This window comes from Sphingomonas immobilis (assembly GCF_030580995.1).
GTDB lineage: Bacteria > Pseudomonadota > Alphaproteobacteria > Sphingomonadales > Sphingomonadaceae > Sphingomonas > Sphingomonas immobilis.
The window spans coordinates 77,474-102,500 of sequence record NZ_JAUQSZ010000012.1 but is presented as its reverse complement, the minus strand read 5'-3'; the positions used below and the strand labels follow the sequence as shown (position 1 = coordinate 102,500).

The window sequence follows — 25,027 nt, the reverse complement described above, 5'->3', positions numbered from 1 at the left end:
GATATCCGGGAGACAGACGGCGGGTGCTAAGGTCCGTCGTCAAAAGGGAAACAGCCCTGACCTACAGCTAAGGTCCCCAAGTCATCACTAAGTGGGAAAGCATGTGGAACTTCCAAAACAGCCAGGAGGTTGGCTTAGAAGCAGCCATCCTTTAAAGAAAGCGTAACAGCTCACTGGTCTAAATAAGAGGTTCTGCGGCGAAGATGTAACGGGGCTAAAGTGATGCACCGAAGCTTAGGGTGTGGATTTATCCACGCGGTAGCGGAGCGTTCCGTACGCCTGTGAAGCGGTCTGGTAATGGGCCGTGGAGGTATCGGAAGTGCGAATGCAGACATGAGTAGCGATAAAAAGGGTGAGATGCCCTTTCGCCGAAAGACCAAGGGTTCCTGCGCAAGGCTAATCCGCGCAGGGTGAGCCGGCCCCTAAGACGAGCCCGAAGGGGGTAGTCGATGGGAACCACGTTAATATTCGTGGGCCTGGTGGTGTGTGACGGATCTCGTGTGTTGTTCTCCCTTATTGGATTGGGAGGGCTTCGAAGAGGTTCCAGGAAATAGCCCCACCGTATAGACCGTACCCGAAACCGACACAGGTGGTCAGGTAGAGTATACCAAGGCGCTTGAGAGAAGTGTCCTGAAGGAACTCGGCAAATTGCCTCCGTACCTTCGGAAGAAGGAGGCCCTCACTATGCGCAAGCACTTTGAGGGGGCACAGGCCAGGGGGTAGCGACTGTTTAGCAAAAACACAGGGCTCTGCTAAGTCGGCTTCAAGACGACGTATAGGGCCTGACGCCTGCCCGGTGCCTGAAGGTTAAGTGGAGATGTGCAAGCATCGAAATGAAGCCCAGGTAAACGGCGGCCGTAACTATAACGGTCCTAAGGTAGCGAAATTCCTTGTCGGGTAAGTTCCGACCTGCACGAATGGCGTAACGACTTCCCCACTGTCTCCAGGACATGCTCAGCGAAATTGAATTCCCCGTGAAGATGCGGGGTTCCCGCGGTTAGACGGAAAGACCCCGTGCACCTTTACTGCAGCTTCAGAGTGGCATTAGGAAAGAACTGTGTAGCATAGGTGGGAGGCTTTGAAGCGTTGGCGCCAGCTGACGTGGAGCCATAGGTGAAATACCACCCTGTTGTTTTCTGATGTCTAACCTCGCACCGTGAAACCGGTGCAGGGACCCTCTGTGGCGGGTAGTTTGACTGGGGCGGTCGCCTCCTAAAGAGTAACGGAGGCGCGCGATGGTGGGCTCAGGTCGGTTGGAAACCGACTGTTAGAGTGCAATGGCATAAGCCCGCCTGACTGCGAGACTGACAAGTCGAGCAGAGACGAAAGTCGGTCATAGTGATCCGGTGGTCCCTCGTGGAAGGGCCATCGCTCAACGGATAAAAGGTACGCCGGGGATAACAGGCTGATAACCCCCAAGAGCTCATATCGACGGGGTTGTTTGGCACCTCGATGTCGGCTCATCACATCCTGGGGCTGGAGCAGGTCCCAAGGGTTTGGCTGTTCGCCAATTAAAGTGGTACGTGAGCTGGGTTCAGAACGTCGCGAGACAGTTTGGTCCCTATCTGCCGTGGGCGTCGAAATTTGAGAGGAGTTGACCCTAGTACGAGAGGACCGGGTTGAACGTACCTCTGGTGTACCTGTCGTCGTGCCAACGGCGCAGCAGGGTAGCTATGTACGGACGGGATAACCGCTGAAAGCATCTAAGCGGGAAGCCTCCCTCGAGATAAGATTTCATAGAGCCGTCAGAGACCATGACGTTGATAGATCGGATGTAGAAGTGGAGTAATCCATGGAGCTAACCGATACTAATTGCTCTATTCGCGCTTGAGAGTCCCGCCATCAATGACAGTGCTGGTTTACCAGTGACGTCAGCGATCGTCGGATGATTGAGAGCTACGCCTAATAAACAACACTACCTGCATCAGGTGCATCGATTTTAGAACCGTTTCCCGCCGCTCACCGGCTTCATTGCTTGGTGGCTATAGCGTCTGTGCCCCACCCGATCCCATCCCGAACTCGGCCGTGAAACCAGACTGCGCCGATGGTACTACTGCTTAAGCAGTGGAAGAGTAGGTCGTCGCCAGGCATTGTAGCCGGTGAGCAGCGCGAGACGTTTCTGTACGGAACCCATTTACATGTTTTGCCCGCGAGGGCCGCGCGCCTCCGCAACCGCGGAGGCGTTTGCGTCTCTCAAGAGGGTACATCGTTGGCGCGGGGTGGAGCAGCCCGGTAGCTCGTCAGGCTCATAACCTGAAGGTCACAGGTTCAAATCCTGTCCCCGCAACCAACGTCATATAAGACCTTGCAAATCAGCAATTTGCGGTGGCTTATTTCTGCTTTATTGTTACGAATTGAGCAAAAGTAGTAGCTTAACCTCCGCACGTACAAAACGGGGTATCCCGAACCTGTACCAACCCTTGAAAAGGGGCCATCTTTAAGCCTCACAGGTCTTTCTTTGCGGAACTTCCGCTGTCGGGGTCAATGCGTCGCGGCTTCCGCTGACAACATCGCCCAAAGGCGCCGGGCGGCGGGACTTTGAAGTTTTTTGGATCGAACGAGATCGAAATCGAGAGTCTCGTCGATTCCGCGGACCATACGATGCACGATTCCCGTCGGCGCGTTTTCTGGTGACCGCCACCAACGGGGGCTGAGAACGATACCATCGCCACGCAGCACGCGGTGGGCAATCGCTTCGCTGCAGCCTTCGATCATATCGACCAGCGCTACGCCGAACGGCCGCAGCAAACCTGTAACATCGGCATGCAGCCCCGCAATCGCTTCACGCGGAAAGGTCTCGATCATCAGGCCCTTCAACGTTGCCGGTTCGATCACGGAATGCGCGGCGAGCGGACTGTCTGCCTTCAGAATCAATCCATAGGCTGACTTCCACAATGTCAGGCGCTCGAGGTCGCCAGCGCCTTGGCTTGCGGTAAAACCGAGATCCAGCGCGCCATCGCGCAAAGCCGCGAAGATTTCCGGCGACGGCGCAATCATGATCCGCGGACGAGCTTCGGGGTGAGCGACGGCGAACCGCTCCATGATCTGCCACCGTTCCACCGAAAACAACGGCGATGCGCCGATCTGCAGACGCTGACGAAATTCGGCTCCCGCGTCGTGCAGCGCGGCCTCGGTCTTGTCAGCCTGCGCCACACACCGCGCGATCGGATCAAACAGTTTTGCCCCTTCGGGCGTCAGTTCCACCGTGCGTGCGTCGCGCCGGAAAACCGCGAAACCAAGGCTCGCCTCGAACTCGCGCATTCGCACTGAGAGCCGCGGCTGAGACAGATTGAGCCGAGCGGCCGCCTTGGTGAAGGATTTGCTCCGGGCGATCTCGATAAAACTGCGCAATACCCGCAAATCCAGCTCGATCATTCGAAGAACCAATGCGAAGTTGAAGCGAAGCAGGAAGATTATCGCACCACAAGCCGATCGCGCAAGCGATCCAGCGCCGGAGCCCGCTCAAGTGTCATTCGGAAAGTGAATGCATTGCGGCGAGAAGCTATTGGACTTCCCACACTGGGACAGGGAAATTCACTCCGACAGCCGCCCGTCGAGGCGGCGAAGGAGAGATGGCTTGACCGACAGTGTGACCTTCACACATTGCCACATCTGCGAGCAGCTTTGCGGGCTCGAGGTGACAGTGCGCGAGGGCAGGATCGTATCGATCCGGCCTGACAAGCAGAACCCTCATAGCTGGCGCGATTTCTGCATTAAGGGCCAACGCGCCGGCGAGGTCGTCCACAGTTCTTGGCGGGTGATTCACCCGATGCGTCGCCGCGGCGACAGCTATGTGGCGGCGAGCTATGAAGAAGCGATCGATGACATCGCCGCACGCCTTAGAACAATTGTCGATCGCGACGGCCCGAACGCGGTTGCGGGCTACCTCGGCAATCCGGGCGGTTTCAATTTCGGCCTCGCGGCCTTCCACAACGGCTTCCTGCAAGCGCTCGGCACGCACCAGCTGTTCGGCATGTTCTCGATCGACAGCAACGCCTACCACGTTGCAGTCGGCGCGATGTTCGGACTCGAATGGCTGGCGCTGATCCCCGATATCGACGCGACTGACTGCGCGCTGTTGATCGGTACCAACCCCGCCGTCAGCAAATTCTGCTGGCTTGGTAAAGTGCCCAATGGCTGGCGCCGGTTGCTCGACAGGATACGTGACGGCGCGGACCTGATCGTCGTCGATCCGCGGTTCACGGAGACAGCGGCCAAGGGGACGATGCATCTGGCGCCGGTGCCGGACAGCGACTGGGCTCTCGTGCTGGCGATGCTGCAGGTGATCTTCGCGAACGGCTGGGAAAGCCTGCCGACCCAGGCGCGGCTGACCAGCCTTGCCGATCTGAAGGCGTTGGCGGCGAGCGTCGCGCTCGAAGATCTCGCAGCGATTTGCGAGGTGCCGGTCGAGACGATCCGAGAGGCGGCGCGACGCTTTGCCACGGCGGAGCGTGCGTTCGCTTATGCCGCGACTGGCCCTGGGCTCGGACGCAACGGGGCGGTGGCGCACTGGCTGACGATGGCCCTGAACGTCGTCACGAACCGGGTCGATGTGGCGGGCGGGCGCTACATGCCGAATTGGCCGATGAGCCAAGCGATCTACAAGGCGAGCGTGTCGCCCGATTCGACGGTGAAAAGCCGGGTGCGAGGGCTCGCGCCGGTGGTCGGCTTTCACAGCATCGCCGAGCTGGCCGACGAGATTACGACACCGGGCGAGGGCCAGGTTCGCGCACTGTTCATGAGCGGCGGCAACCCCGTCTCGTCGTCGGCGGACGGCGGGAAGCTCGCCGACGCGCTCGGCTCGCTCGATCTCCTGGTCGCGATCGACCTGTTCCAGCGCGAGAGCCAGCAGCGCGCAGACTGGATCATTCCCGGCCAGCATTTCCTCGAGCGCGGCGAGCTGCACGTCGGTATCCATGCTCTAAACGACCGACCCTACATCCAGTCGGCGCGAGTAGCCATCGAGTCACCACCGGGGGTCCGGCCGGAATGGACCTTCTTCCGCGATCTCGCCGCGGCGTTGGGCTTGTCGCTTTTCGGCGGGCAGATCGCTCCGCACCCCGACGCCGTATCCGAATCGTTGCTCGCGATCGGCGGCCAGATCGGGATGGAAACGATCCGCGCGGCCGAACACGGCATCGAGTTCGGCGAACGCACGATGGGGCATTTGTGGGCATTCATGGATCGATCTGGCCGGACGATCGATATGGCGCCGCCGGCCTTCGTGGCGCGGCTGCGCGCGATGATCGAAGAGGCGGCGATCGCCTGCGCCGATCCGCACGGCGTCCGAATTATTTCGCGGCGGCGCAACGGCATGATGAACGGCTGGCTCGCCGAAACCTCGGGCTATGCGACGCCAGACGAAACGGCGTCGAGCGTCGAGCTGAACCCGGAGGACGCGCGCACCGCGGGCGTGGCCGATGGCGACGATGCGGTGATACGTTCCGATATCGGCGAGATCGTCGCGCGTGTGCGCGTATCTGATGCGGTGCGCCCGGGCGCGATCGTTCTCGCGCAAGGGTGGGGCGCGCCTTTGTTCGATGCCGACGGTGCCGAGGTGTCTCGCATCGGCATCGAGCGCAACAAGCTCGTCTCCGACACCGATCTCGACCCCTTAAGTGCGGTGCCGCGCCTCAACGGCACCCGCGCTACGGTATCGCGGGCCACGCGCCGCGTCGGCAATTCCAAGGTTGATCCCGCCCTCGTGACGACAGGAACCTGATTGCTATGCTCGATCTTCAAATCGCGGTGCCGGACCGAAGTGAAATCCCGGCCTCGAAAGTGTTCGATTTCGATATCGCGTATGATCCGTTGCTCAAGGGCGATCTGCACGACGGACTGCTGACGCTGACCAAGGCCGCGCCGGAAATTTTCTACACGCCGCGCTACGGGGGCCATTGGGTCGTGCAATCGCACGAGGCGATCTTCGATGTGACACACAATCACGATATCTTCTCCAGCAATCACGGCGGCCGTGCGATGTTGCCGATCGGCGTTGATCCGCCCGAACACACTGATTATCGTCGTGTGCTGCTCCAGGCTTTCTCGCCCAAGAACGTCAACGCGATGATGCCGCTGGTGCGCGAGATGACTACCGAGCTGATCGACAAGGTGATCAATCGCGGCTCATGCGAGTTTGTCACCGAGATCGCCGAGCCTTTGCCGGTGATCGTGTTCATGAAGATGCTGGGCCTTCCGCTCGATCAGATGGCGCCGCTTCGCAAGCTCATCATCGATGCGCTGGAGGAGGGCGACCCGAAGGAGCGCGAAGGCATCTTCGACCGCCAACTCGAAATCATCGATCCCGTGATCCATGCACGCCAGGCCGAGCCGCAGAACGACGTCATCAGCCATATCCTTTCCGCCGATCTCGGCGGGCGGACGGCGACGTTCGACGAGGTGCAGCGCTACATGATCCTGCTTACCAATGCCGGGCTGGATACGGTCGTCAACGCGATGAGCTTCGACGCGTTACATTTCGCGCGCGATCAGGAATTGCAGGCGCAGGTCCGCGCCGATCCATCGATGATTCCCGACGTGATCGAGGAATTGTTGCGACGCTACGCCGTCAGCTCGGTCGCGCGCCGGGTGACGCGCGATATCGATTATCGCGGGGTGCCGCTGAAGAAAGGCGATCGGCTCCACCTGCTGATCCCGGCCGCCAATCTCGATGACAGCGTCTATGACGAGCCTGCGCGGATTGTGCTCCGGCGCAAGGCTCCGCCCGTCACCTTCGGCACCGGGGTGCATCGGTGCCTCGGCTCACACCTCGCGCGCCTGGAGTTGCGCGTGCTGCTGGCAGAGTGGTTCGCGCGGATTCCGACTTTCCACGTCGATCCCTCGGACGAGCCCAAGATGCATGCCGGGCTGGTGTACACGGTCGATCGCCTGCCGCTGGTATGGGATGCGACGGACCTTAAACATGCATGACATCCTCATCGCCGGCGGCACGATCATCGACGGCAGCGGCAGCGCGCCGTTCGTCGCCGACGTGGCGATCGAGGACGACCGCATCATCGCGATAGGCCATGATCTCGGTGCGGCTCGCCAGACCATTGATGCGCGCGGCCTGCACGTCACGCCGGGCTTCGTCGACATCCACACCCACTATGACGGCCAGGTAATGTGGGATCAGCGGTTGGTGCCGTCGACCGATCACGGTGTCACGACCGTCATTATGGGCAATTGCGCGGTCGGTATCGCACCATGCAAGGCCGATCAGCGTGATCTCATGGTGCAGGTTATGGCGGGCGTCGAGGATATCCCCGAGGCGGTGATGACGGAAGGGCTGCCTTGGAATTGGGAGTCGTTTCCCGAGTATCTCGATGCGCTGGAAGCGCGCGAATGCGACGCAGATTTCGCCGCGATGCTACCGCACGGCCCCTTGCGCGTGTTCGTCATGGGCCAGCGCGGTGCGGATCGCGAGCCGGCCTCGGCCGACGACCTTGCCAAGATGTCGGTGATCGTGCGCCAGGCGCTCGACGCCGGGGCGATCGGCTTTTCGACCTCGCGCACGCTGATACACCGCGCACTCGACGGCAGACTCGCGCCGGCCGAAACGGCGAGCGAGGAAGAGTTAATGACGATCGCGCGCGCGATCGGCGTCGCCGGGACAGGAATCGTCGAATATATCACCGATTTCCCAGGTTTGCCGGTTGGAGCGACCGCGGACTTTGATCTGATGCGACGTTTCGCCGAAGTGTCTGGAAGGCCGCTTTCGTTTACGCTTGTCGAAGCACCGGCGTACCCCGGCGGCTGGCGGGAGATTCTGAAGCTGGTCGAGCGCGCCAATGCCGATGGGGTGACGATGCGCGGGCAGGTCGCCGCGCGCGCGATCGGGATCAGCTTCGGGCTCGACTTGTCCTACCACCCATTTTCGTTCCGGCAGAGCTACAAGGAGATAGCGCATTTGCCGCTTGCCGAACGCGTGGCGAAGATGCGCGAGCCGGTGGTGCGCGCACGCATCCTGTCCGAGCCGTCCGAGCATCATAATCCTTTCATCACGTGGCTTGCAGCGATGACCGACCAGATGTTCGTCCTGTCCGACCCACCGTGCTACGAACCGCGTGCCGAGGAACGGCTCTCGCGCCGGTCTGAGGCGGCGAGCCTATCGGTCGAGGAACTGGCGTATCACGCGTTGCTCGAAGACAACGGTCACGCGATCCTATATCTGCCGGTCGCCAATTACCGCACTGACTCGCTGGATCAGGTGCTGGAGATGATGCAGCATCCCGACACGGTGGTGGCGCTCGGCGACGGCGGCGCGCATTACGGATTGATTTGCGATGCGAGCTATCCGAGCTTCGCGCTTACGCACTGGGTGCGTGACCGCCGTGGCGAGCGTATCGCCTTGCCCGAGATGGTGCGGTTGCTCACGAGCGCGCCGGCCGAAGCCGCGCTGCTGCGCGATCGCGGCCTGCTCGCGACGGGATACAAGGCCGACATCAATGTGCTCGATCTCGCCAACATGCAGCTTGGCTTTCCCGAGGTCGTCTACGATCTGCCTTCGGGCGGCCGCCGCATGGCGCAGCCGGCGACGGGCTATGTCGCGACTCTGGTATCGGGCGTACCGGTGCGGCTCGCTGGCCGGCGAACAGGCGCATATCCCGGCCGCCTGATCCGCGGGTTGCGCGCGGCACCGGCATCCCCTTCGAAAAAGACGGCGGAGAGGGTTCAGTGAAGGTCGTGATCGATCACGCGAAATGCCAAGGGCACGCCATGTGCTACAATTACGCGCCGGAAATGTTCGAGCTCGACGACGACGGGTACAACCGGATGGAACCGTTCCAAATTTCCAAGGGCCAGCGTGTCATCGCCGAGCGTGCTGTAGAGGCTTGCCCTGAACGCGCCATCTCGCTGGTGGAGGACTAGGAGCGGAAGCGAGCGAAAAAGCGGCGGATATCGGCGGTCAGCTCTGCGGGGCGCTCCAATCCAGGAAAATGACCGCCACCGCTTGCGATCGTGCGATGAACGAGGTTGTAAGAGCGACGCAGCCAGCGCTCCGGCGCGGGAGGTCCGAAATCGCCGGGGAAGGAACAGACGCCGGTCGGCAGTTCGATCCGCCGTCCTTCGGGCAGTGTCAGGGCGGTGCCGTCGATCAGATAGCGGTACATCCACGTCGCCGGGCCGGGGCCCGGCAGCCAGTGCAGCATGATATTGGCGAGCAACACATCCATCGCGACCGGCGGGTCTTCGCCCTCCCGATCAGTCCAGTTGCGAAATTTCTCCGCGATCCAGGCCGCAAGGCCCGCCGGTGAATCGGTCAGGCCGTAACTGAGCGTTACCGGACGCGTGCCCTGAATCGTCTGATATCCCGCTTCTGCCATCATCCGCGCGCGCATCTTTCCGAGGTATGCCTCCTCTGCCGCGTCGAGCGGTGCTTCGGCGAAGCTCCAGGGTGCCGATTGTGTCGCTCCAGAAAGGTGAATCGCGCTCAACCCTTCGGGTTGCTCCATCGCCAGCAGCGAGGTTACGACGCCGCCCCAGTCGCCGCCATGCGCGCCATAGCGCGCAAAGCCCAGCCCATCGGTCATTATCCGGCCCCACGCTGCGGCGACCTTCGCGGGCGTGACGGGCGCGGCCGGCGCGCCGGAAAAGCCGTAGCCGGGCAGGCTCGCGATGACCGCGGTGCAGGCCGGATGCTCGCCATCGGCGACAAGCCGGTCAGCGACGTCGATAAACTCCACGATCGATCCCGGCCAACCGTGCGTCAGAAGCACTGGCAATGCGTCGGGCTCAGCCGCCCGCCGGACGAGAATATGGATGTCGAGTCCATCGACGGCGACGCGGTACTGTTCGAAGCCATTGATCCGGCTCTCCCACACGCGCCAGTCGAACCGCTCTCGCCAATGATCGAGCAGGGCGGAAAGATAGGCCGGGCTGGTGCCATATGCCCAAGGATCGCCCTCGGGCACTACTGGCAGGCGCGTTTGCGACAAGCGCATATTGACATCGTCGAGGGTCGCCTGCGGGACGTCCACCCGGAAAGGCGCACATGTAACGGGTGCCGCCATGATCTCGCTCTCCCGCGTCCACGAATGCTGGAATTCGAGCTTCGCGATATCTTATACAGGTTGGAGGAAGCCTCCCGGCGTGTCAACGCACCTGCTTCCGCGTTAGGCCTCGACATGTTCCTGAGACCGGAAGCACGCATGACGGGTTTTGTTAGAGCCGCTATCGTCGATGGCGTCGCCACCTTGAACTTCAACCGGTCCGAAGTGCGCAACGCCGTTAATCCCGTACTCCTTCGAACTCACCGAAGCGATCGAACGCTGCGAGGCGGACACGTCCGTTCGTATGGTCGTGATGACCGGGGCCGGCACCATTTTCAGCGTGGGCGGAGATCTCAATGGCATGAAGGAAACCGCCGAGGTAGCGCGGCTCGAGGAGCCTGAACTGCTCGCGGCGGCACAGGCACCGGCGCGCAACCTGCTCGCCTGCACAAAACCCCGTGTTGCTGTAATGCGCGGTGCCGCCGCAGGAGATCGCCTCGCGCTCGCGCTCGCTTTTGATCTTCGGATCGCTGCGGCGGGCGGCAAATTCGTTTTCGCCTATGGTAGCGTCCGACTCGCCGGTGATCTCGGCGCAGCCTGACTGCTTAGCGGCCTGCTTGGGGCCAGGGCGCAAATATAGGCCGTCTCAACACTGTGCTGACGTCACGCCGCTATGCATCCTTCAGCCCAGCCCCATCCGGGCGAGTTCACGCTGGCGGTCTAAGACCTGATGCTTGAGCGCGCCTGCCACATGCAGCAGCACCAGCGCGAGCATCGCCCAGCCACCGAGCATATGGAACGTCTCGATCCGCGCTCGCAGCGCGCGCTGGGCCGGGACGCCCTCCGCCTCCCGGCCGATAGTGTTGACGGGCGCCAGAAGCGGCAGTTTCACAACGGCCCAGATCATCGTCGGCCCGCGTGGGCGTGGCGGCTTGGCGGACGGGGCGGGATCGTGCGAGGCGGGTGGATGCGCCGCGCTCCACGCCGCGCCTGGCGATCCGGCCGGCGGCTTGGCCGATACCAGCGCCCATCCCGAAAAGGGCACGATCAGCATCGCCGCATACAGCAGGAAATGGACGGCATGCGCGAGCCCGCGCTCCCATCCCTTCATCGCCAGCATCGGCGGCGGCCGGTGCGTCAGCCGCCAGGCCACCCGCACGACGCTCAGCAGCAGGATGGTGATCCCGGCCGAAACGTGGAACTGAAAGAAACCCGCCGGCAGCAGCGGCCGCAGCAACCCCGAGGCCAGATTGTACAGGATCAGCGCCGCGATCGCCCAGTGCAGGACGATCGCGACGTTGCTGTAGCGGAGGCGGTCGCGCGGTGCCGTGGCCATGATGGAACGTGATCCCCTCGCGATACGGCGTCTACGCTACCAAAGGCCCATGCCCGCTCATAGCCGCAACCGCACCGACACCTGCACCGATCGCGGTGCGCCGGGGGCGTAGAAGGTCGAGGACACCAGCGGCCGCTCGCCGTCGATCACCGGCGCGGCGAAGGGGCGGGCGACGAAGCTGCCGCCGGCGTTGAAGGCGGTCGCGGCGAGCTGGGCGGCGGTGGCATAGTGCTTGTCGAACAGATTGTTGATCTGAACCGCCACCGTCACCGCCTTCAGCGGATGCAGTTCCGCTCCGAAATTGACGACGGCATAGGGCCGCGTGCTGCCTGCACCGAGATAATAGAGGCCGTCGGGCTGGTGCGCGTTGTTCTCGTTGCCGCGCGCATAGGAACTCGACACCGCGATCATGTCGAGGTCGAGCGTCAGCAGGTCGATCGGCCGCCAGCCGACCGCCGCCTTGACGATATGCTGCGGGATCAGCGGGATGCGATCCCCCTTGGCAATGGCGATGGTGCCGTCGAACCCCGGTGCCGGCCCGTCGTTGCTGCTGTTGCCCGATCCGTTGACGACCTCGGGGCTGCGGTAGGTGGCGTCGAGCCAGGTGTAATGGCCCGACAGCGTCCAGCGGCCGAGCGTCGCCCTGGCGTCGACGTCGACGCCCTGCCGCCGCGTGCGGCCGAAGTTGCGGAAATAGCCGAAGCCCGAGGCGTCGTCCGCCACGAACAGGATGTCGTTGCGGCTGTCGGTGCGGAAGGCGCCGACGCGCCAGGCGACGTGCCGGTCCGATCCGCCGTGGATGCCCGCCTCTAAGGTGGTCGCGATCACCTGGTCGAGCGGCGGATCGCCCGCCAGCGCGTTGGGCAGGCGGCAGGGGCTGGCAGGATCGGAGCAGCCGAGTTCGATCGCCGACGGCGCGCGGCTGGTCTGCGCGATGGCGGCGTCGAGGCCGAACAGCCGCGACGGGGTCCAGCGTACCGCCAGCGCGGGGTTGAACGACGCGAATACATGATCGCCGTCGAGCGAGCCGGTGCCGCCGCCCGGCGTGATGCGGTCGCGGTTGCGCACCGTCGTCCGGTCGTAGCGCGCCGAGAGATCGACGCGCAGCGTGCGCGTCAACGCCAGCGAATCGGTGGCATAGACGCCGAAGCTGGTCGTGCGGCCATGCAGATCGACGCGCGCATCGAACGCATTTTCCGAATCCTGCGTCCCGTCGGCGAACGCGCCCGGGCCCGTCACGCCGACCACGCCGCGATCGGGCGTCAGATAGGCGAATTGCGAGGATTGCGCGAAATCGGCGCTGCTGTCGGCATAGCTGAGGCCGACCGTCAGCGTATTGCCGAGGCCCATCACTGGGCTGCGCAGCGTCGCCTCCAGCGTCGCGCCCCATTCGTCCTGATCGGTGGCGGAGCGATTGATCAGGCCGTTGCACTTCTCATTGGGCTCGGAGTTGAGCAAGGCGTTGGCGATGCAGCGATATTTGGGGAAGGGCGTGTTCGCCTGCGTCTCGCCGCTGACGGGGAAGCCGGTGATACCCGCCGCCGCCAGCGCCGCTCGTTCGCCCGCGCTCGGCTGGTAGAGATTCTCGCCCAGCGCATCGTCGTTGACGTCGCCGTTATAGGTGCGGGTTTTGATCCTGCGCCAATAGGCGTTCCCCGACAGCGAAAAGGCGTCGGAGAAACTGTGCCGCGCCGTCAGGTTGATCAGGCCCGCGCGGTTCCGCGTATTGTCGGGCTGGGTGTAGATGCTGGTGCGGTCGGCGGCGAGCAGGCGCTGTTCCTGCAGGCCGTTGCCGTTCAGATCGGTGTCGGCATAGCTTGCGGAGAGTGCGACGCTGGTCGCCGTATCCGACCAGCCGACCTTCCCGAACGTCTGATAGGCGGTGGAGGGCGAGAATTGCCGCCAGCCGCGCTCGTCAAAAATGTCGCCGCTCACGAACCAGTTGAAGCCGCTCCTGGTCGCGCCGCCCGCCTGCGCCTCCATCGTGCGACGGTTGAACGATCCGACGCTGCCCTCGATCTCGAAACCGGGATCGGAAACGCCGTCCTTGGTGCGGATCGACAGCGCGCCGCCGAGCGAATTGCGCCCGAACAGCGGGTTCGATCCCGGCACAAGGCTGATCGACCGGATCGCCGATTTCGGGATCAGATCCCAGCTCACGACATCGCCAAACGGCTGGTTGAGCCGCACGCCGTCCATATAGACCGACAGGCCCTGCGGCGTGCCGAGCAGCGGCGAGGCGGTGAAGCCGCGATAATTGATGTCGGGTTGCAGCGGGTTGTTCTGCGTTTCGTTGACGAACACGCCGCCGGTCATGCGCTTCAGATAGTCGGTAAGGTCGGTCGCGTGCGCGCGCTCCAGCTCCTCGTCGCTGGCGGTCTGCGCCGGATAGGGCAGCGATCCCTCGCCGACGTCGAGCAACGGGGTGGGGGCGGTGACGATGATGTCGGACGGTGGTTGCTGCTGTGCGTGCGCCGGGTTGCCCGCCGCCAGCGCCACGATCGCCGCGCCCGCCAGCCAAGGATGCCGTGCCATCTTCACTCCCCCCAACAAGTTCTTTTTCTGGCGACGGGGGTACGCCAGGCGGCCGCCGCTAACCTGAAGATCCTCTCAGGTTGCGTCGTGCTTTTGGACAAGGCGGAAGCCGCGGCGGCGCAGCGTCTCGATCACCGGCGCGGCGGCATGGTCGGCGAGGCGGCGCCGGACATAGCCGATATAGACGTCGAGCGTGTTGTCGTTGACGGCGTCGGCCTCGCCCCACATCGCCGCTGCGAGCTCCGCGCGCGGCACGACGGCGCCTCCCGCCCCGGCGAGCGCCGCCAGCAGATCGAACTCGCGGCGGCTGAGCTCCAGCGCGGCACCGTCGACCGCCGCCGTCCGCGTGCCCGGCTGCACCGTCAGCGCGCCGCAGCGCACCGGCTCCGGCGCGCGCTCGCCGGCGCGGCGGACCAGCACCGCCAGCCGCGCCAGCAATTCGGCGAAGGCGAAGGGCTTGGGCAGATAGTCGTCCGCCCCGCAATCGAACCCGTCGAGCCGGTCCTGCAAGGCTCCGCGCGCGGTCAGCATCAGGATCGGCGTGCGCGATCCGCCGCTGCGCAGGTCGCGTGCGACGTCGAGACCGTCGCCATCGGGCAGGCCGAGATCGAGCACGATCGTGCTGAAGCCGCGCGCAGCGTCGAGCGCGGCGACATTCGCCGCCTGCCGCTCCCACTGCACGCGGTATCCGCGCTGTTCGAGTCCGCGCACGACGAAGCGGCCGATGCCGGGATCGTCCTCGACCAGCAGGATGGTCATGCCGCCACCGGCAGATGCAGGAGGATCGTGCAGCCCGGATCGTCGTTGCGCGCGACGATGCTGCCGCCGTGCTGATCGACCACCCAGCGCGCCAGCGCGAGGCCGAGCCCGCTGCCCCCGCGCGATACGCCCTCCGCCGTCTGGTAATAGGCGTCGAACACGCGCGGCAGCTCGACGGGCAGCACGCCTGGCCCGGTGTCGGAAATGGCGATGCTGGCGTCGCCTGCCGCATGCGCCACTGCCAGCCTGAGCGTCGAATTGGCGGGCGCGAACTTGATGCCGTTGTCGAGGATCGCGACCAGCGCCTGCACCAGCCATTTCGCGTCGCCGAGCAAGGGGATGCGCGCGCCTTCGCTGTCCACCGCCAGCGCGACGGCGTTCGAACGGGCGTGCGGCGCGGCCTGATCGATCGCCTCCATCACCACCGCAGACAGGTCGATCGGCGCGCGTTGCAGCGCGATCTTGCCCTCGTCCGCGCGCGCGAGCGTCAGCAGATCCTCGACGCGGCGGCCGAGCAGACCGGCCTGCACGCCGATATGCGTGATTGCCTCGGTCAGCGTCGCGATCGTGGGCGCAGGATCGCCGAGCGCGACCTCCGCCTCGCCGCGCAGCGCGGTGATCGGCGTGCGCAATTCGTGGCCGGTCTTGGCGAAGAACAGCCGCCGCGAGCGGTCGATCTCGACCAGTCGCGCATTGGCCTCCGCCAGTTCGCCGGTGCGCGCGGCGACGTCGCGTTCCAGCGTGCGATTGGCGGCGAGCAGCGCCCATCCCCCGGCGAGCGACAGTAGTGCCGCGCCGGCGCTCAGCGTGACGGCGAGGATGATCGTGCGCTCGCGCAGTTGATGCATCTCGGTTGCGACCGCCTCGGCCTCGCCGCGTTCGCGCGCCGCGATCCGGGTGACGAGTGCGCGCAGGGGTTCGCGGTTACCGGGTCCGCGTGCGAGCCGGGCGAGATCGTCGACCTCCGCCATCTCGCGCACCTGCCCGGCCGAGCGCGCGCCCTTGATCAGCGCGGACTCGCGCTCGATCGCGTCGCGATAGGCAACGAGCAGCGCGTCGCGCGTCGCACGGTCGCGCGCGCCTTCCATCTGTGAGATCACCGCGAGTTGCGCCTGCGCGGCGGCGGAACGGTCGAAATGGCGGCCCGCCGCGCTGATCGCGGCGACGAAAGACGCACCGATGGCCAGCAGTCCGATCAGCAGGACCGCCAGGCCGAGAGTGGCGGCGCGCCGGTTCAGCGCGCCTCGCAGCGCACCGCGACGGGTGCGATATTGGTGAAGTTCGGCACGTCGCCGAACACCGTCGCCGCCTCGGGCGCGGCAAGCGCCGCGTCGAGCGCCGCGCCGTCGGCGAACTTCAGTAGCGCGAGGGCAGTATAAGGTGGCGCTGCCCCTTCCGGGATCAGTGCCGTGGCCGATGTAAGCCCGTACGGCCCCCAGCTTTCCTGCACGAGCGGAATATGACGCTCGACATAATAACCTGTGTCGAAGGTCGATCCGCTCCCACGCGGATAGGTAACGACGAAAGTCGTCACCTCACTGCGCCTTGGCGAGATACGCCGACATGCGCTTGTTAGCGAAGGGCGGCAGCTTCACGGCCTTGGCGGCGGCGAGATTGGCCGAGGGCCCGTTGCCGACCTGCACCAGCGCGACCATCCCCATCGAATAATGCGGCAGGCACTTGATACCGTAGACGCCGGGCGTGGTAACGACCAGGTCGAACGCCTTGTTCATGCCGCCCTTGGTCGGCGCGACGCCGGCGGGCAGCATCGTCGCGATCGTCTCGGCATTGTGCGCTGGGCTGGTCGGCACGAAACGCACCGTGTCGCCGGGGTTCGCCTTCACGAAGCCGGGGACGAAGACCATCGCACCTTCCGGGCCCATGTCTTTCATCTCGACGATGATGGTTTTTGGCGCGGTCTTGGCGGCCTTGGGCGGTGCCTTGGCGAAGCCGGGGGCGGTGGCGCTGACGGCCAGCGCGCCTGCGCCCAGCATGGCCATGCCCACAACGGCTGCGGTCATTCGAAACATCGACTTCTCCTAAGACATCCCGGCGCGCAGGCGTGAGCCGTGCATCGCCGACGCGGTTGTTCTTGAAGGAGACAATGCGGAACCGCTCCGCGACTGCCTATTGCCCTTTGGTGCAATGGCGCGCGCGCTCCGGCTGGTGAGAATGACGGTTGAAAGCCCGCCGCGACTCTTTTCGCGCAGGCCAAGTCATCAGGAGAGACGTAATGCTGCATCAGGCGCTCGAAGGGCTGAAGGGCGATATCGCCATCCGCTCGAAGTACGACAATTTCATCGGCGGCAAGTGGGTCGCGCCCGTTCGCGGCCAGTATTTCGACAATCCTTCGCCCGTCACCGGCCAGACCGTGTGCCAGGTCGCACGCGGTACCAAGGAGGATATCGACCTCGCGCTCGATGCCGCGCACAAGGCGAAGGACGCCTGGGGCCGCACGTCCTATGCGGAGCGCGCCGTGATCCTCAACAAGATCGCCGACCGGATGGAATCGAAACTGCCGCTGCTGGCGATGGTCGAGACGATCGACAACGGCAAGCCGATCCGCGAGACGACCGCCGCCGACCTGCCGCTCGCGATCGACCATTTCCGCTATTTCGCCGGTTGCATCCGCGCGCAGGAAGGCGGCATTTCCGAGATCGACCACGACACCGTCGCCTATCATTATCACGAGCCGCTCGGCGTCGTCGGCCAGATCATTCCGTGGAACTTCCCGATCCTGATGGCGGTGTGGAAGCTGGCCCCGGCGCTCGCCGCCGGCAATTGCGTCGTGCTCAAGCCCGCCGAGCAGACCCCGCTGTCGATCATGGTGCTGATGGAAGTGATAGGTGATCTGCTGCCCGACGGCGTGCTCAACGTCGTCAACGGCTTCGGCGTGGAGGCGGGCAAGCCGCTCGCGCAATCCCCGCGCATCGCCAAGATCGCCTTCACCGGCGAGACGACGACCGGTCGCCTCATCATGCAATACGCGACCGAAAACCTCATCCCCGTGACGCTGGAGCTGGGCGGCAAGTCGCCCAACATCTTCTTCGCCGACGTGATGGATCAGGACGACGATTTCCTCGACAAGGCGCTCGAAGGCTTCGCGATGTTCGCGCTCAACCAGGGCGAGGTTTGCACCTGCCCGAGCCGCGCTTTGGTGCATGAGAGCATCTACGATCGCTTCATGGAGAAGGCGATCGCGCGGGTCGAGAAGATCAAGCTCGGCAGCCCGCTCGATCCCGATACGATGATCGGCGCGCAGGCCTCGAACGACCAGCTCGAGAAGATCCTGTCCTACTTCGACATCGCCAAGGGCGAGGGCGCGAAGATCCTCACCGGCGGCGAGCGCGCGCAGCACGGCGACGAGCTCGGCGGCGGCTATTACGTCAAGCCGACCATCATCTCCGGCAACAACAAGATGCGCGTGTTCCAGGAGGAAATCTTCGGTCCCGTTGTCGCCGTGACGACCTTCAAGGACGAGGCAGACGCGCTCGCCATCGCCAACGACACGCTCTACGGCCTCGGTGCCGGCGTGTGGTCGCGCAACGGCACGACCGCGTATCGCATGGGCCGCGGCATCCAGGCCGGGCGCGTGTGGACCAACTGCTACCACCTCTACCCGGCACATGCGGCGTTCGGCGGGTACAAGCAGTCTGGCATCGGCCGCGAGAATCATCGCATGATGCTCGATCACTATCAGCAGACCAAGAATCTGCTGGTCAGCTACAGCCCGAAGCCGCTCGGCTTCTTCTGATCTTCTCTCCGGCCGGCGGCGTCTTACCCTTTCTCCGCCGCCGGCACTGTGGCGGGCCTCTTTTGCGAGGCCCGCCACATTTTCCGTTTGAGGTGCCGCTATGGAACCGCCCCCGCGCATCCTCGCCACCGACGCCGCGGTCGCGCTGATCGCGCGGCTTGCGGAGCTTCACGGCCCGCTGATGTTCCACCAATCGGGCGGATGCTGCGACGGATCGGCGCCGATGTGCTATCCGGCCGGTGATTTCCGCGTCGGTGCGCAGGATATCCTGCTCGGCCGGATCGCGGACGGCGTGCCGGTGTGGATCGGCGCGGCACAGTTCGAATATTGGCGGCACACGCAGGTGACGATCGACGTCGTGCCGGGGCGCGGCGCGGGCTTCTCGCTGGAGGGGCCGGAGGGCTTGCGCTTCATCATCCGCAGCCGGGTCTTCACCGATGCCGAGGCCGATGCGCTCGAAGCCGCCGGCGCGCCGACCCGGGGCGCGTGATGCGCAGCAATCGACGCAGCATCGAAGCCATGCCATGATGCCGCTCATGGTAGAGGATAAGCCCGCGGCGACGCGCATCGCACACGTGCGCACGGCGGCAACGCGCATCGACGATCCCGATCTCGCCGCGCAGGCGCTGTTCGCCGAACTCGATCCGACGACATTGTCGGGCGTCATCGTGTTCAGCTCCAGCCGCTACGATCTCGAGGCGCTCGCCCACGCAATCAACCGTCGTAGCGAGGGGCTTTGCGTCGTCGGCTGCACCTCCTCGGGCGAGATCACGCCGGAGGGTATCGCCGAGGGCACGATCACCGCGATCGGCTTCCCGGCCAGCGATTTCGCGCTCACGGCGGTGCGTTTCGAGGATCTCGACGCCTTCGATCCCAGCCGCGCGCAGGGCGTCGTGCGCGGCCTCGTCGCCAATGCGGCGGAGCAGTCGCGCCGGCTGGGAACCGTCGTGTCGCGCGCCGCGATCTTCCTGGTCGACGGTCTGTCGCACCGGGAGGAAATGCTGACCGTCACCGTCCAGGATGCGCTCGGCGACATACCGCTGATCGGCGGCTCGTCTGGTGACGGGCTCGATTTCCGCGAGACCTTCATCTTCCAGGACGGCGCGTTCCGGCGCGATGCCGCGCTTGTCGCGATCCTGTCCTCGGTGCGGCCGATGAAGGTGTTCCGCTCGCAACATTATGCGCCGGGCGGCGTGAAGATGGTGATCACCGGCGCCGATCCCGCCAACCGCATCGTGACGGAAATCAACGCCGAACCGGCGGCGCAGGAATATGCGCGGCTGGCGGGCATAACGACCGGGGTGCTCGGCCCCTCGGTCTTTTCGTCGCACCCGCCGATGGTGCGCGCGGGCGGCGAATATTACGTCCGCTCGATCCAGTCGGCCAATCCCGACGGCAGCCTGACCTTCTACTGCGCGATCGACGAGGGCGTCGTGCTGACGCTGGGCGAAGCGCAGGACATCGTCGACGGGCTCACCGGCCTGTTCGACGATCTCGATGCATCTGTCGGCGGGATCGACCGCATCCTCGGCTTCGATTGCGTGCTCAACAAGATCGAGGCGGAGCAGCGCCAGCTCACGCGCATCGTCTCGAAGATGTTCGTCAAGCGCCGCGTGACCGGCTTCAACACCTACGGCGAACAGTTCCACGCGCTCCACGTCAACCAGACCTTCAGCGGGCTGGCGATCGGCCGGGGCGACTGATGGCGGCGCGCCCGATCGACGACGATGCCGCGCGCATCGTCGCGCTGGAGGCGGAGGTCGCCAAGCTGCGGCGCATCAACACCGCGCTGATCGACCGCGTCGAACGCTCGACCGACCTTCAGGGCAACGCCTTCTCGCTGTTCGAAACGGCCATCTCGCTGGAAGGCAAGGTCCGCGAGCGCACCGCCGATCTCGAACGCGCGCTCGGCGAGCTGGCGCGCAGCAACACCGCGCTCGGCGTCGCCAAGGAAACCGCGGACGAGGCGGAACGCCGCCTGCGCGATGCGATCGAGAGTATCAACGAAGGCTTCGCGCTGTTCGACGCCGAAGACCGGCTGGTGCTCTACAACCAGACCTATCTCGGCCTGTGGCCCAATATCGCCGATCGTATCGTGCCGGGCATCACCTTCGCCGACATCACCGATATGGTGACGAAGGACGGCACGACGCTGGGCGCGATGATTGCGCCCGATCGCTGGGTGTCCGAGCGCATGGCGCAGCGCATGGTGGCGAGCGGCGGCCATGTCCACGCGCTGGCGGACGGCCGCTGGGTGCAGATCAACGAACTGCGCACCAGCGACGGCGGCATCGTCGGCGTCTACACCGACATCACCGAGGTCAAGGCCGAGGATGCGCGCGAGCGCGCGCGCGAACTCGCCGAGAAGAGCGCGATCCTGCAGGCGACGCTCGATACCATCCCGCAGGGCGTCTGCGTGTACGATGCCGACCGGCGGCTCGTCGCCTGGAACGATCCGCTGCTCGCGGTGATCGGGCTTCCGGCCGACGGCATCGCAATCGTCGCGACGCACGCGGCGCTGGTCGAGGGCTGTGCCGATCTCAACGGCCCGATGGAGCCCGACGATCCGCTCGCCTGGCTCGAGGATGGCGAGCAGGACGCGGTGTCGCGCCGCCATCACCGCAGCGGCAAGGTCGTCGAGGTCCACCGGGCGCGGATGCCTGATGGTGGTATGGTTATGAGTTTTAATGACATCACAGAGAGCCTGCACGCGGCCGATACTTTGCGTGAGGCCAACGAGACGCTGGAGCGGCGGGTCGAGGAGCGCACGGCCGATATCAACGCCGTCAACCGCGAGCTGAGCCGCGAGAATGCCGAGCGCCTCGCGGTCGAGGCCGCCTTGCGCGATGCCAAGACCGCGGCCGAGCAGGCCAATATCTCCAAGACGCGCTTCCTCGCCGCCGCGAGCCACGATCTGCTGCAGCCGCTGAACGCCGCGCGGCTGTTCGTTGCGGCGCTCAGCGACCGCCGCCTCGCGCTGCCGACGCGCGCGCTGGTGCGGCAGGCGGGCTCGGCGCTCGATTCGGTCGAGGATCTGCTGGAGGCGCTGCTGGAGATATCGCGGCTCGACGCCGGTGCCTTCACCGTCGAGCCGGTCGATTTCGCGATCGACGAAATGCTGCGCAGCATGCGCGCCGAATTCGCCCCCGTCGCGCGCGAGCGCGGGCTGGCGCTGCGCGTCGAGGAGTGTGGACTCTGGGTGCGCTCGGACCCGCGCCTGCTGCGCCGCATCCTGCAGAATTTCATCGCCAACGCGCTGCGCTATACCCAGTCCGGCTCGGTCGAGGTGTCGGCGCAGGTCAAGGGCGAGACGGTGCATCTCGAGGTGATCGATACCGGCCCCGGCATCGCGCCGGAACATCATGCCGAAATCTTCGAGGAGTTCCGCCGCATCGGCGATCATGGCCGCGATCGTGGCATGGGCCTCGGCCTTGCCATCGTGGAGCGCGCGGGGCGGATGCTGGAGCATGATCTGACGCTGGCATCGGCGCCGGGCGAGGGCTCGCGCTTCGGCGTGTGCGTCCCGGTCGGCGTTGCCAAGCCGCGCGTGGCGCGGCCGGCGGTGCAGGTGCGCAGCGGCCGGCTCGACGACCAGACCGTGCTCGTCATCGATAACGAGGCGTCGATCCTCGAAGGCATGTCGGCCTTGCTGCAGGGTTGGGGCTGCACCGTCCATAATGCCCGCGACGAGGCGCAGAGCATCGCCGCGACGCGCGGCGGCACGCGCGCCCCCGATATCGTCATCGCCGATTATCACCTCGATGACGGGCAGACCGGCGTCGACGCGATCCGGGCCGTGCGAACGGCGATAGGGGCGAATGTGCCCGCCATCGTCATCACCGCCGATCGCACGCCGGAACTGCGCGAACTCGTCGCGGCGGCCGGTTTCCACATCCTGCAAAAGCCCGTGAAGCCCGCGCAACTGCGCGCGCTCATCACCCGGCTGACGCAATAGCCAAATGCGTCACCCCAGCGAAAGCTGGGGTCTTTTGGTGGTTAGCGCGGGACCAAGCCCGGAAAGACCCCAGCTTTCGCTGGGGTGACGATGTTCGGATAGCGCTCAGCTATCCTGCCCGAACTTCACCTTGTTGACGAGGATCACCGCCTGCGTGCGGCTGAACACCTGCAGCTTGCTGAGGATTGCCGAGACATGCGCCTTCACCGTCGTCATCGACACGTCGAGATCATAGGCGATCTGCTTGTTGAGCTTGCCTGCCACCACCAGCTTCAGCACGACCTTCTGCTGCGGCGTCAGGCTGTCGAGCCGGCGCTGGATATCGGCATCCTCGATCATCTCGGCTGCCTCGATCTCATCCATCTCGGGGGCGTAGAAATTGCCCGCCAGCACAGTCTTGAGCGCATCGACGATCGCGCCGCGGCGCAGCGACTTGGGCACGAAGCCCGCCGCGCCCGCTGCCAGCGCCGCACGCGCAAGGCCGCGCTCCTGCGCCGCCGAGACGATCACTACCGGCACGGAGGGGAAGCGCTCGCGCAGCTCGACAAGCCCCGAGAAGCCGACCACGCCGGGCATGTTGAGATCGAGCAGCACCAGGTCGAAATCGCCCTCGCGCTCGATGATGGCGGCGGCTTCCTCCAGCGAGGATGCCTCGAACAGTTCGCACTGGTCGAACGCCACGGCGATCACCGTGCGCAGCCCGTCGCGGACCATCGGGTGGTCGTCGGCAATCAGCACACGTTCCACGTAATCCCGATCCCCCTGTTGCGCCGTTCCGCCGCCGGATCGTACGCCAAAGCCATGAGAAAGCGAAACGGGGGCGGCAACAGCCACCCCCGCCACGCGGCCCGAAAGATTGCTCCGCTGAGCCGTCAGCGCGATCATTTCGGCAGCTTGAACACCCAGAGCGATCCGCCCTGGTTGATATGCTGCACCGCCTTGGCGACCTCGCCGCCCCACAGCGGCACCGCGCCGCCCCAGCCGGACATCACCGCGACATATTGCTCGCCGTCCGCTTCCCAGGTGATCGGCGATCCGACCACGCCCGATCCGGTGTTGAACTTCCACAGCTCCTTGCCGCTCTTGGCATCGAACGCCTTGAGATAGCCCTCCGGCGTGCCGGTAAAGACGAGGTTGCCGGCGGTGCTCAGCACGCCGCCCCAGAGCGGCGCCTTGTTCTTATATTCCCAGGCGATCTTGCCGGTGGCCGGGTCGATCGCGCGCAGCACGCCGATATGATCCTCGTAGAGCGGCTTGATGGTGAAGCCCGCGCCGAGATAGGCCGCGCCCTTCTTGTAGGCGATCGGCTCGTTCCAGATGTCCATGCCCCATTCGTTGCTGGGGACGTAGAACATGCCGGTCTGCTGGCTGTACGACATCGGCATCCAGTTCTTCGCGCCGAGGAAGGCGGGTGCCGCGAACACGGTCGAACCCTTCTCGGTCGTCGGCGGGCCCGGACGGTTGGCGTCGACGTAGATCGGGCGTCCCGCCTTGTTGAAGCCCGTCGCCCAGGTCGTCTTGGACACGAACGGCGTCGCCTGGAGGAACTTGCCGTTGGTACGGTCGAGGATGAAGAAATAGCCGTTGCGGTCGGCCTTCGCGCCGAGCTTCATCATCTTGCCGTTCCGCATCGCATCGAACGGGATCAGCTCGTTGACGCCGTCGAAGTCCCAGCCGTCGTGCGGGGTGGTCTGGTAGTGCCATTTGATCACGCCGGTATCGGGATCGAGCGCCAGCGTGGAGGCGGTGTAGAGGTTGTCGCCGGGGCGCAGGTGGCTGTTCCACGGTGCCGGATTGCCGGTGCCCATGTAGATCAGGTTGGTGTCGGGATCATAGGTGCCGCCCAGCCAGGTCGCACCGCCGCCGGTCTTGTACTGGTCGCCGGCCCATGTGGCGTTGGTCTTGCCGGTGATTCCGTTCTCCTTGCCGTTGAGCATCCCCATGTTGCCCTCGATCGTCGGACGCGACCACACCAGCTCGCCGGTGTTGACGTCGCGTGCCTGCACCTCGCCGACCACGCCGAACTCGCCACCGGAATTGCCGACGATCACCTTGCCGTGAACGATCATCGGCGCGGCGGTGAAGCTGTAGCCCGCCTTGTAATCGGCGATCGGCTTGTTCCAGATCACCTTGCCGGTGTGGCGGTTGAGCGCGACGAGGCGCGCATCGAGCGTGCCGAAGATGATCTTGTCGCCGTAGATCGCGGCACCGCGATTGACGACGTCGCAGCACGGCACGATCGCGTCGGGCAGGCGGGCGTCGTACTGCCATTTCTCCTCGCCGGTCTTGGCATCGAAGGCGAACAGGCGCGAATAGGAGCCGGTGACGTAGATCGTGCCGTCATAGACGAGCGGCTGCGATTCCTGCCCGCGCTGCTTCTCGCCGCCGAGCGAGGCGGAGAAGGCCGGCACGAGCTTCGCGACGGTATCGGTGTTGATCTGGTTGAGCGTGCTGAACCGCTGCGCGCGCGGGCCCATGCCGTACGTCAGGACATCGTCCGGCGTCTTTTCGTCGTTCATCAGATCGGCGTCGTTCGGGCCGGCGTTGGCGGTCTCGACGGCGGCGGGCGCCGGCGCGGCCGCGTCCGAGGCTGCGAAAAGCGGCGCGACAAGCAGCGCGCTCACGCCTGCCAAAATCGACGTCTGTCGAAGGATACGCTTCATCATCTTCCCCTGAGTTTCTTGTGGCTGTTGGCG

19 protein-coding genes, 1 tRNA gene and 2 rRNA genes (1 of these 22 only partly in view) are annotated in these 25,027 nt (G+C 64.9%); 12 read left to right on the top strand and 10 right to left on the bottom strand.

Features of this window, described 5'->3' with window-relative positions; all coding sequences use genetic code 11:
- The 3 genes from Q5H94_RS16450 to Q5H94_RS16440 all read left to right on the top strand — a co-directional run.
- Positions 1-1,832 (top strand): 23S ribosomal RNA (locus Q5H94_RS16450); it begins 959 nt to the left of the window's first position.
- A 142-nt stretch (positions 1,833-1,974) separates the two neighbouring features.
- Positions 1,975-2,089: ribosomal RNA gene (rrf, locus tag Q5H94_RS16445) — 5S ribosomal RNA — on the top strand.
- A 124-nt stretch (positions 2,090-2,213) separates the two neighbouring features.
- Positions 2,214-2,290, top strand: a tRNA-Met gene (locus tag Q5H94_RS16440).
- 191 nt (positions 2,291-2,481) lie between these two features.
- Here Q5H94_RS16440 and Q5H94_RS16435 read toward each other — a convergent pair.
- The gene (locus tag Q5H94_RS16435; RefSeq protein ID WP_304562382.1) at positions 2,482-3,375 is read right to left on the bottom strand and encodes a LysR family transcriptional regulator; all 894 of its coding nucleotides are present in this window, start codon (positions 3,373-3,375) and stop codon (positions 2,482-2,484) included.
- 202 nt (positions 3,376-3,577) lie between these two features.
- On the opposite strand from Q5H94_RS16435, the gene Q5H94_RS16430 reads away from it, so the two are divergent.
- The 4 genes from Q5H94_RS16430 to Q5H94_RS16415 are packed head-to-tail and all read left to right on the top strand — an operon-like array spanning position 3,578 to position 8,871.
- Positions 3,578-5,722, top strand: coding sequence for a molybdopterin-containing oxidoreductase family protein (locus Q5H94_RS16430; RefSeq protein WP_304562381.1), 2,145 nt, complete (start codon positions 3,578-3,580; stop codon positions 5,720-5,722).
- A gap of 5 nt (positions 5,723-5,727) precedes the next feature.
- Positions 5,728-6,930 (top strand): cytochrome P450, encoded by a 1,203-nt coding sequence (locus Q5H94_RS16425; RefSeq protein ID WP_304562380.1) that lies wholly within the window; start codon positions 5,728-5,730, stop codon positions 6,928-6,930.
- Positions 6,923-8,680, top strand: a complete 1,758-nt coding sequence (locus Q5H94_RS16420) for an N-acyl-D-amino-acid deacylase family protein (RefSeq protein ID WP_304562379.1) — start codon at positions 6,923-6,925, stop codon at positions 8,678-8,680. Before Q5H94_RS16425 ends, Q5H94_RS16420 begins: the two co-directional genes overlap by 8 nt.
- A complete protein-coding gene (locus tag Q5H94_RS16415) occupies positions 8,677-8,871 on the top strand; it encodes a ferredoxin (protein ID WP_304562378.1) in 195 nt (64 codons plus the stop codon). The genes Q5H94_RS16420 and Q5H94_RS16415 overlap by 4 nt, the downstream gene beginning before the upstream one ends.
- Here Q5H94_RS16415 and Q5H94_RS16410 read toward each other — a convergent pair.
- The gene (locus Q5H94_RS16410; RefSeq protein ID WP_304562377.1) at positions 8,868-10,013 is read right to left on the bottom strand and encodes an epoxide hydrolase family protein; all 1,146 of its coding nucleotides are present in this window, start codon (positions 10,011-10,013) and stop codon (positions 8,868-8,870) included. The two genes, Q5H94_RS16415 and Q5H94_RS16410, sit on opposite strands and share 4 nt — an antisense overlap.
- Before the next feature lie 220 nt (positions 10,014-10,233).
- On the opposite strand from Q5H94_RS16410, the gene Q5H94_RS16405 reads away from it, so the two are divergent.
- On the top strand, positions 10,234-10,593 hold the full coding sequence (locus tag Q5H94_RS16405; protein ID WP_304562462.1) for an enoyl-CoA hydratase/isomerase family protein: 360 nt from the start codon (positions 10,234-10,236) through the stop codon (positions 10,591-10,593).
- Between the two features lie 81 nt (positions 10,594-10,674).
- Here Q5H94_RS16405 and Q5H94_RS16400 read toward each other — a convergent pair whose 3' ends face one another.
- The 6 genes from Q5H94_RS16400 to Q5H94_RS16375 all read right to left on the bottom strand — a co-directional run bounded on the left by Q5H94_RS16400 (position 10,675) and on the right by Q5H94_RS16375 (position 16,643).
- A complete protein-coding gene (locus tag Q5H94_RS16400) occupies positions 10,675-11,328 on the bottom strand; it encodes a cytochrome b (protein WP_304562376.1) in 654 nt (217 codons plus the stop codon).
- Between the two features lie 57 nt (positions 11,329-11,385).
- Positions 11,386-13,863: a TonB-dependent receptor gene (locus Q5H94_RS16395; protein WP_304562375.1), complete on the bottom strand. Its 2,478-nt coding sequence runs from the start codon at positions 13,861-13,863 to the stop codon at positions 11,386-11,388.
- A gap of 75 nt (positions 13,864-13,938) precedes the next feature.
- Entirely contained in the window at positions 13,939-14,622 is a 684-nt protein-coding gene (locus Q5H94_RS16390) for a response regulator transcription factor (RefSeq protein WP_304562374.1), read from the bottom strand.
- The gene (locus Q5H94_RS16385; RefSeq protein ID WP_304562373.1) at positions 14,619-15,722 is read right to left on the bottom strand and encodes a sensor histidine kinase; all 1,104 of its coding nucleotides are present in this window, start codon (positions 15,720-15,722) and stop codon (positions 14,619-14,621) included. The genes Q5H94_RS16390 and Q5H94_RS16385 overlap by 4 nt, the downstream gene beginning before the upstream one ends.
- 134 nt (positions 15,723-15,856) lie before the next feature.
- A complete protein-coding gene (locus Q5H94_RS16380) occupies positions 15,857-16,156 on the bottom strand; it encodes an EthD family reductase (protein WP_304562372.1) in 300 nt (99 codons plus the stop codon).
- 1 nt (position 16,157) lies between these two features.
- Positions 16,158-16,643 (bottom strand): pseudoazurin, encoded by a 486-nt coding sequence (locus Q5H94_RS16375; RefSeq protein ID WP_304562371.1) that lies wholly within the window; start codon positions 16,641-16,643, stop codon positions 16,158-16,160.
- A gap of 212 nt (positions 16,644-16,855) precedes the next feature.
- On the opposite strand from Q5H94_RS16375, the gene adh reads away from it, so the two are divergent.
- The 4 genes from adh to Q5H94_RS16355 all read left to right on the top strand — a co-directional run bounded on the left by adh (position 16,856) and on the right by Q5H94_RS16355 (position 22,331).
- The gene (gene adh / locus Q5H94_RS16370; RefSeq protein ID WP_304562370.1) at positions 16,856-18,376 is read left to right on the top strand and encodes an aldehyde dehydrogenase; all 1,521 of its coding nucleotides are present in this window, start codon (positions 16,856-16,858) and stop codon (positions 18,374-18,376) included.
- Between the two features lie 100 nt (positions 18,377-18,476).
- Positions 18,477-18,866 (top strand): DUF779 domain-containing protein, encoded by a 390-nt coding sequence (locus tag Q5H94_RS16365; protein WP_304562369.1) that lies wholly within the window; start codon positions 18,477-18,479, stop codon positions 18,864-18,866.
- A gap of 34 nt (positions 18,867-18,900) precedes the next feature.
- A complete protein-coding gene (locus Q5H94_RS16360; RefSeq protein WP_304562368.1) occupies positions 18,901-20,079 on the top strand; it encodes an FIST N-terminal domain-containing protein in 1,179 nt (392 codons plus the stop codon).
- A complete protein-coding gene (locus tag Q5H94_RS16355) occupies positions 20,079-22,331 on the top strand; it encodes a hybrid sensor histidine kinase/response regulator (protein ID WP_304562367.1) in 2,253 nt (750 codons plus the stop codon). Before Q5H94_RS16360 ends, Q5H94_RS16355 begins: the two co-directional genes overlap by 1 nt.
- A 105-nt stretch (positions 22,332-22,436) precedes the next feature.
- Here Q5H94_RS16355 and Q5H94_RS16350 read toward each other — a convergent pair whose 3' ends face one another.
- Together Q5H94_RS16350 and Q5H94_RS16345 are read right to left on the bottom strand one after the other, a co-directional pair.
- Positions 22,437-23,216: a response regulator gene (locus tag Q5H94_RS16350; protein ID WP_431312180.1), complete on the bottom strand. Its 780-nt coding sequence runs from the start codon at positions 23,214-23,216 to the stop codon at positions 22,437-22,439.
- Positions 23,213-24,997 (bottom strand): methanol/ethanol family PQQ-dependent dehydrogenase, encoded by a 1,785-nt coding sequence (locus Q5H94_RS16345; RefSeq protein ID WP_304562365.1) that lies wholly within the window; start codon positions 24,995-24,997, stop codon positions 23,213-23,215. Before Q5H94_RS16345 ends, Q5H94_RS16350 begins: the two co-directional genes overlap by 4 nt.
- Positions 24,998-25,027: the final 30 nt, after the last annotated feature.

Coding starts and splice junctions, on each gene's coding strand:
- Q5H94_RS16435 (WP_304562382.1), bottom strand. CDS start 3,375: ATGATCGAGCTGGATTTGCGGGTATTGCGCAGTTTTATCGAGATCGCC.
- Q5H94_RS16425 (WP_304562380.1), top strand. CDS start 5,728: ATGCTCGATCTTCAAATCGCGGTGCCGGACCGAAGTGAAATCCCGGCC.
- Q5H94_RS16420 (WP_304562379.1), top strand. CDS start 6,923: ATGCATGACATCCTCATCGCCGGCGGCACGATCATCGACGGCAGCGGC.
- Q5H94_RS16410 (WP_304562377.1), bottom strand. CDS start 10,013: ATGGCGGCACCCGTTACATGTGCGCCTTTCCGGGTGGACGTCCCGCAG.
- Q5H94_RS16400 (WP_304562376.1), bottom strand. CDS start 11,328: ATGGCCACGGCACCGCGCGACCGCCTCCGCTACAGCAACGTCGCGATC.
- Q5H94_RS16395 (WP_304562375.1), bottom strand. CDS start 13,863: ATGGCACGGCATCCTTGGCTGGCGGGCGCGGCGATCGTGGCGCTGGCG.
- Q5H94_RS16390 (WP_304562374.1), bottom strand. CDS start 14,622: ATGACCATCCTGCTGGTCGAGGACGATCCCGGCATCGGCCGCTTCGTC.
- Q5H94_RS16375 (WP_304562371.1), bottom strand. CDS start 16,643: ATGACCGCAGCCGTTGTGGGCATGGCCATGCTGGGCGCAGGCGCGCTG.
- adh (WP_304562370.1), top strand. CDS start 16,856: ATGCTGCATCAGGCGCTCGAAGGGCTGAAGGGCGATATCGCCATCCGC.
- Q5H94_RS16365 (WP_304562369.1), top strand. CDS start 18,477: ATGGAACCGCCCCCGCGCATCCTCGCCACCGACGCCGCGGTCGCGCTG.
- Q5H94_RS16360 (WP_304562368.1), top strand. CDS start 18,901: ATGATGCCGCTCATGGTAGAGGATAAGCCCGCGGCGACGCGCATCGCA.
- Q5H94_RS16355 (WP_304562367.1), top strand. CDS start 20,079: ATGGCGGCGCGCCCGATCGACGACGATGCCGCGCGCATCGTCGCGCTG.
- Q5H94_RS16350 (WP_431312180.1), bottom strand. CDS start 23,216: ATGATCGCGCTGACGGCTCAGCGGAGCAATCTTTCGGGCCGCGTGGCG.
- Q5H94_RS16345 (WP_304562365.1), bottom strand. CDS start 24,997: ATGATGAAGCGTATCCTTCGACAGACGTCGATTTTGGCAGGCGTGAGC.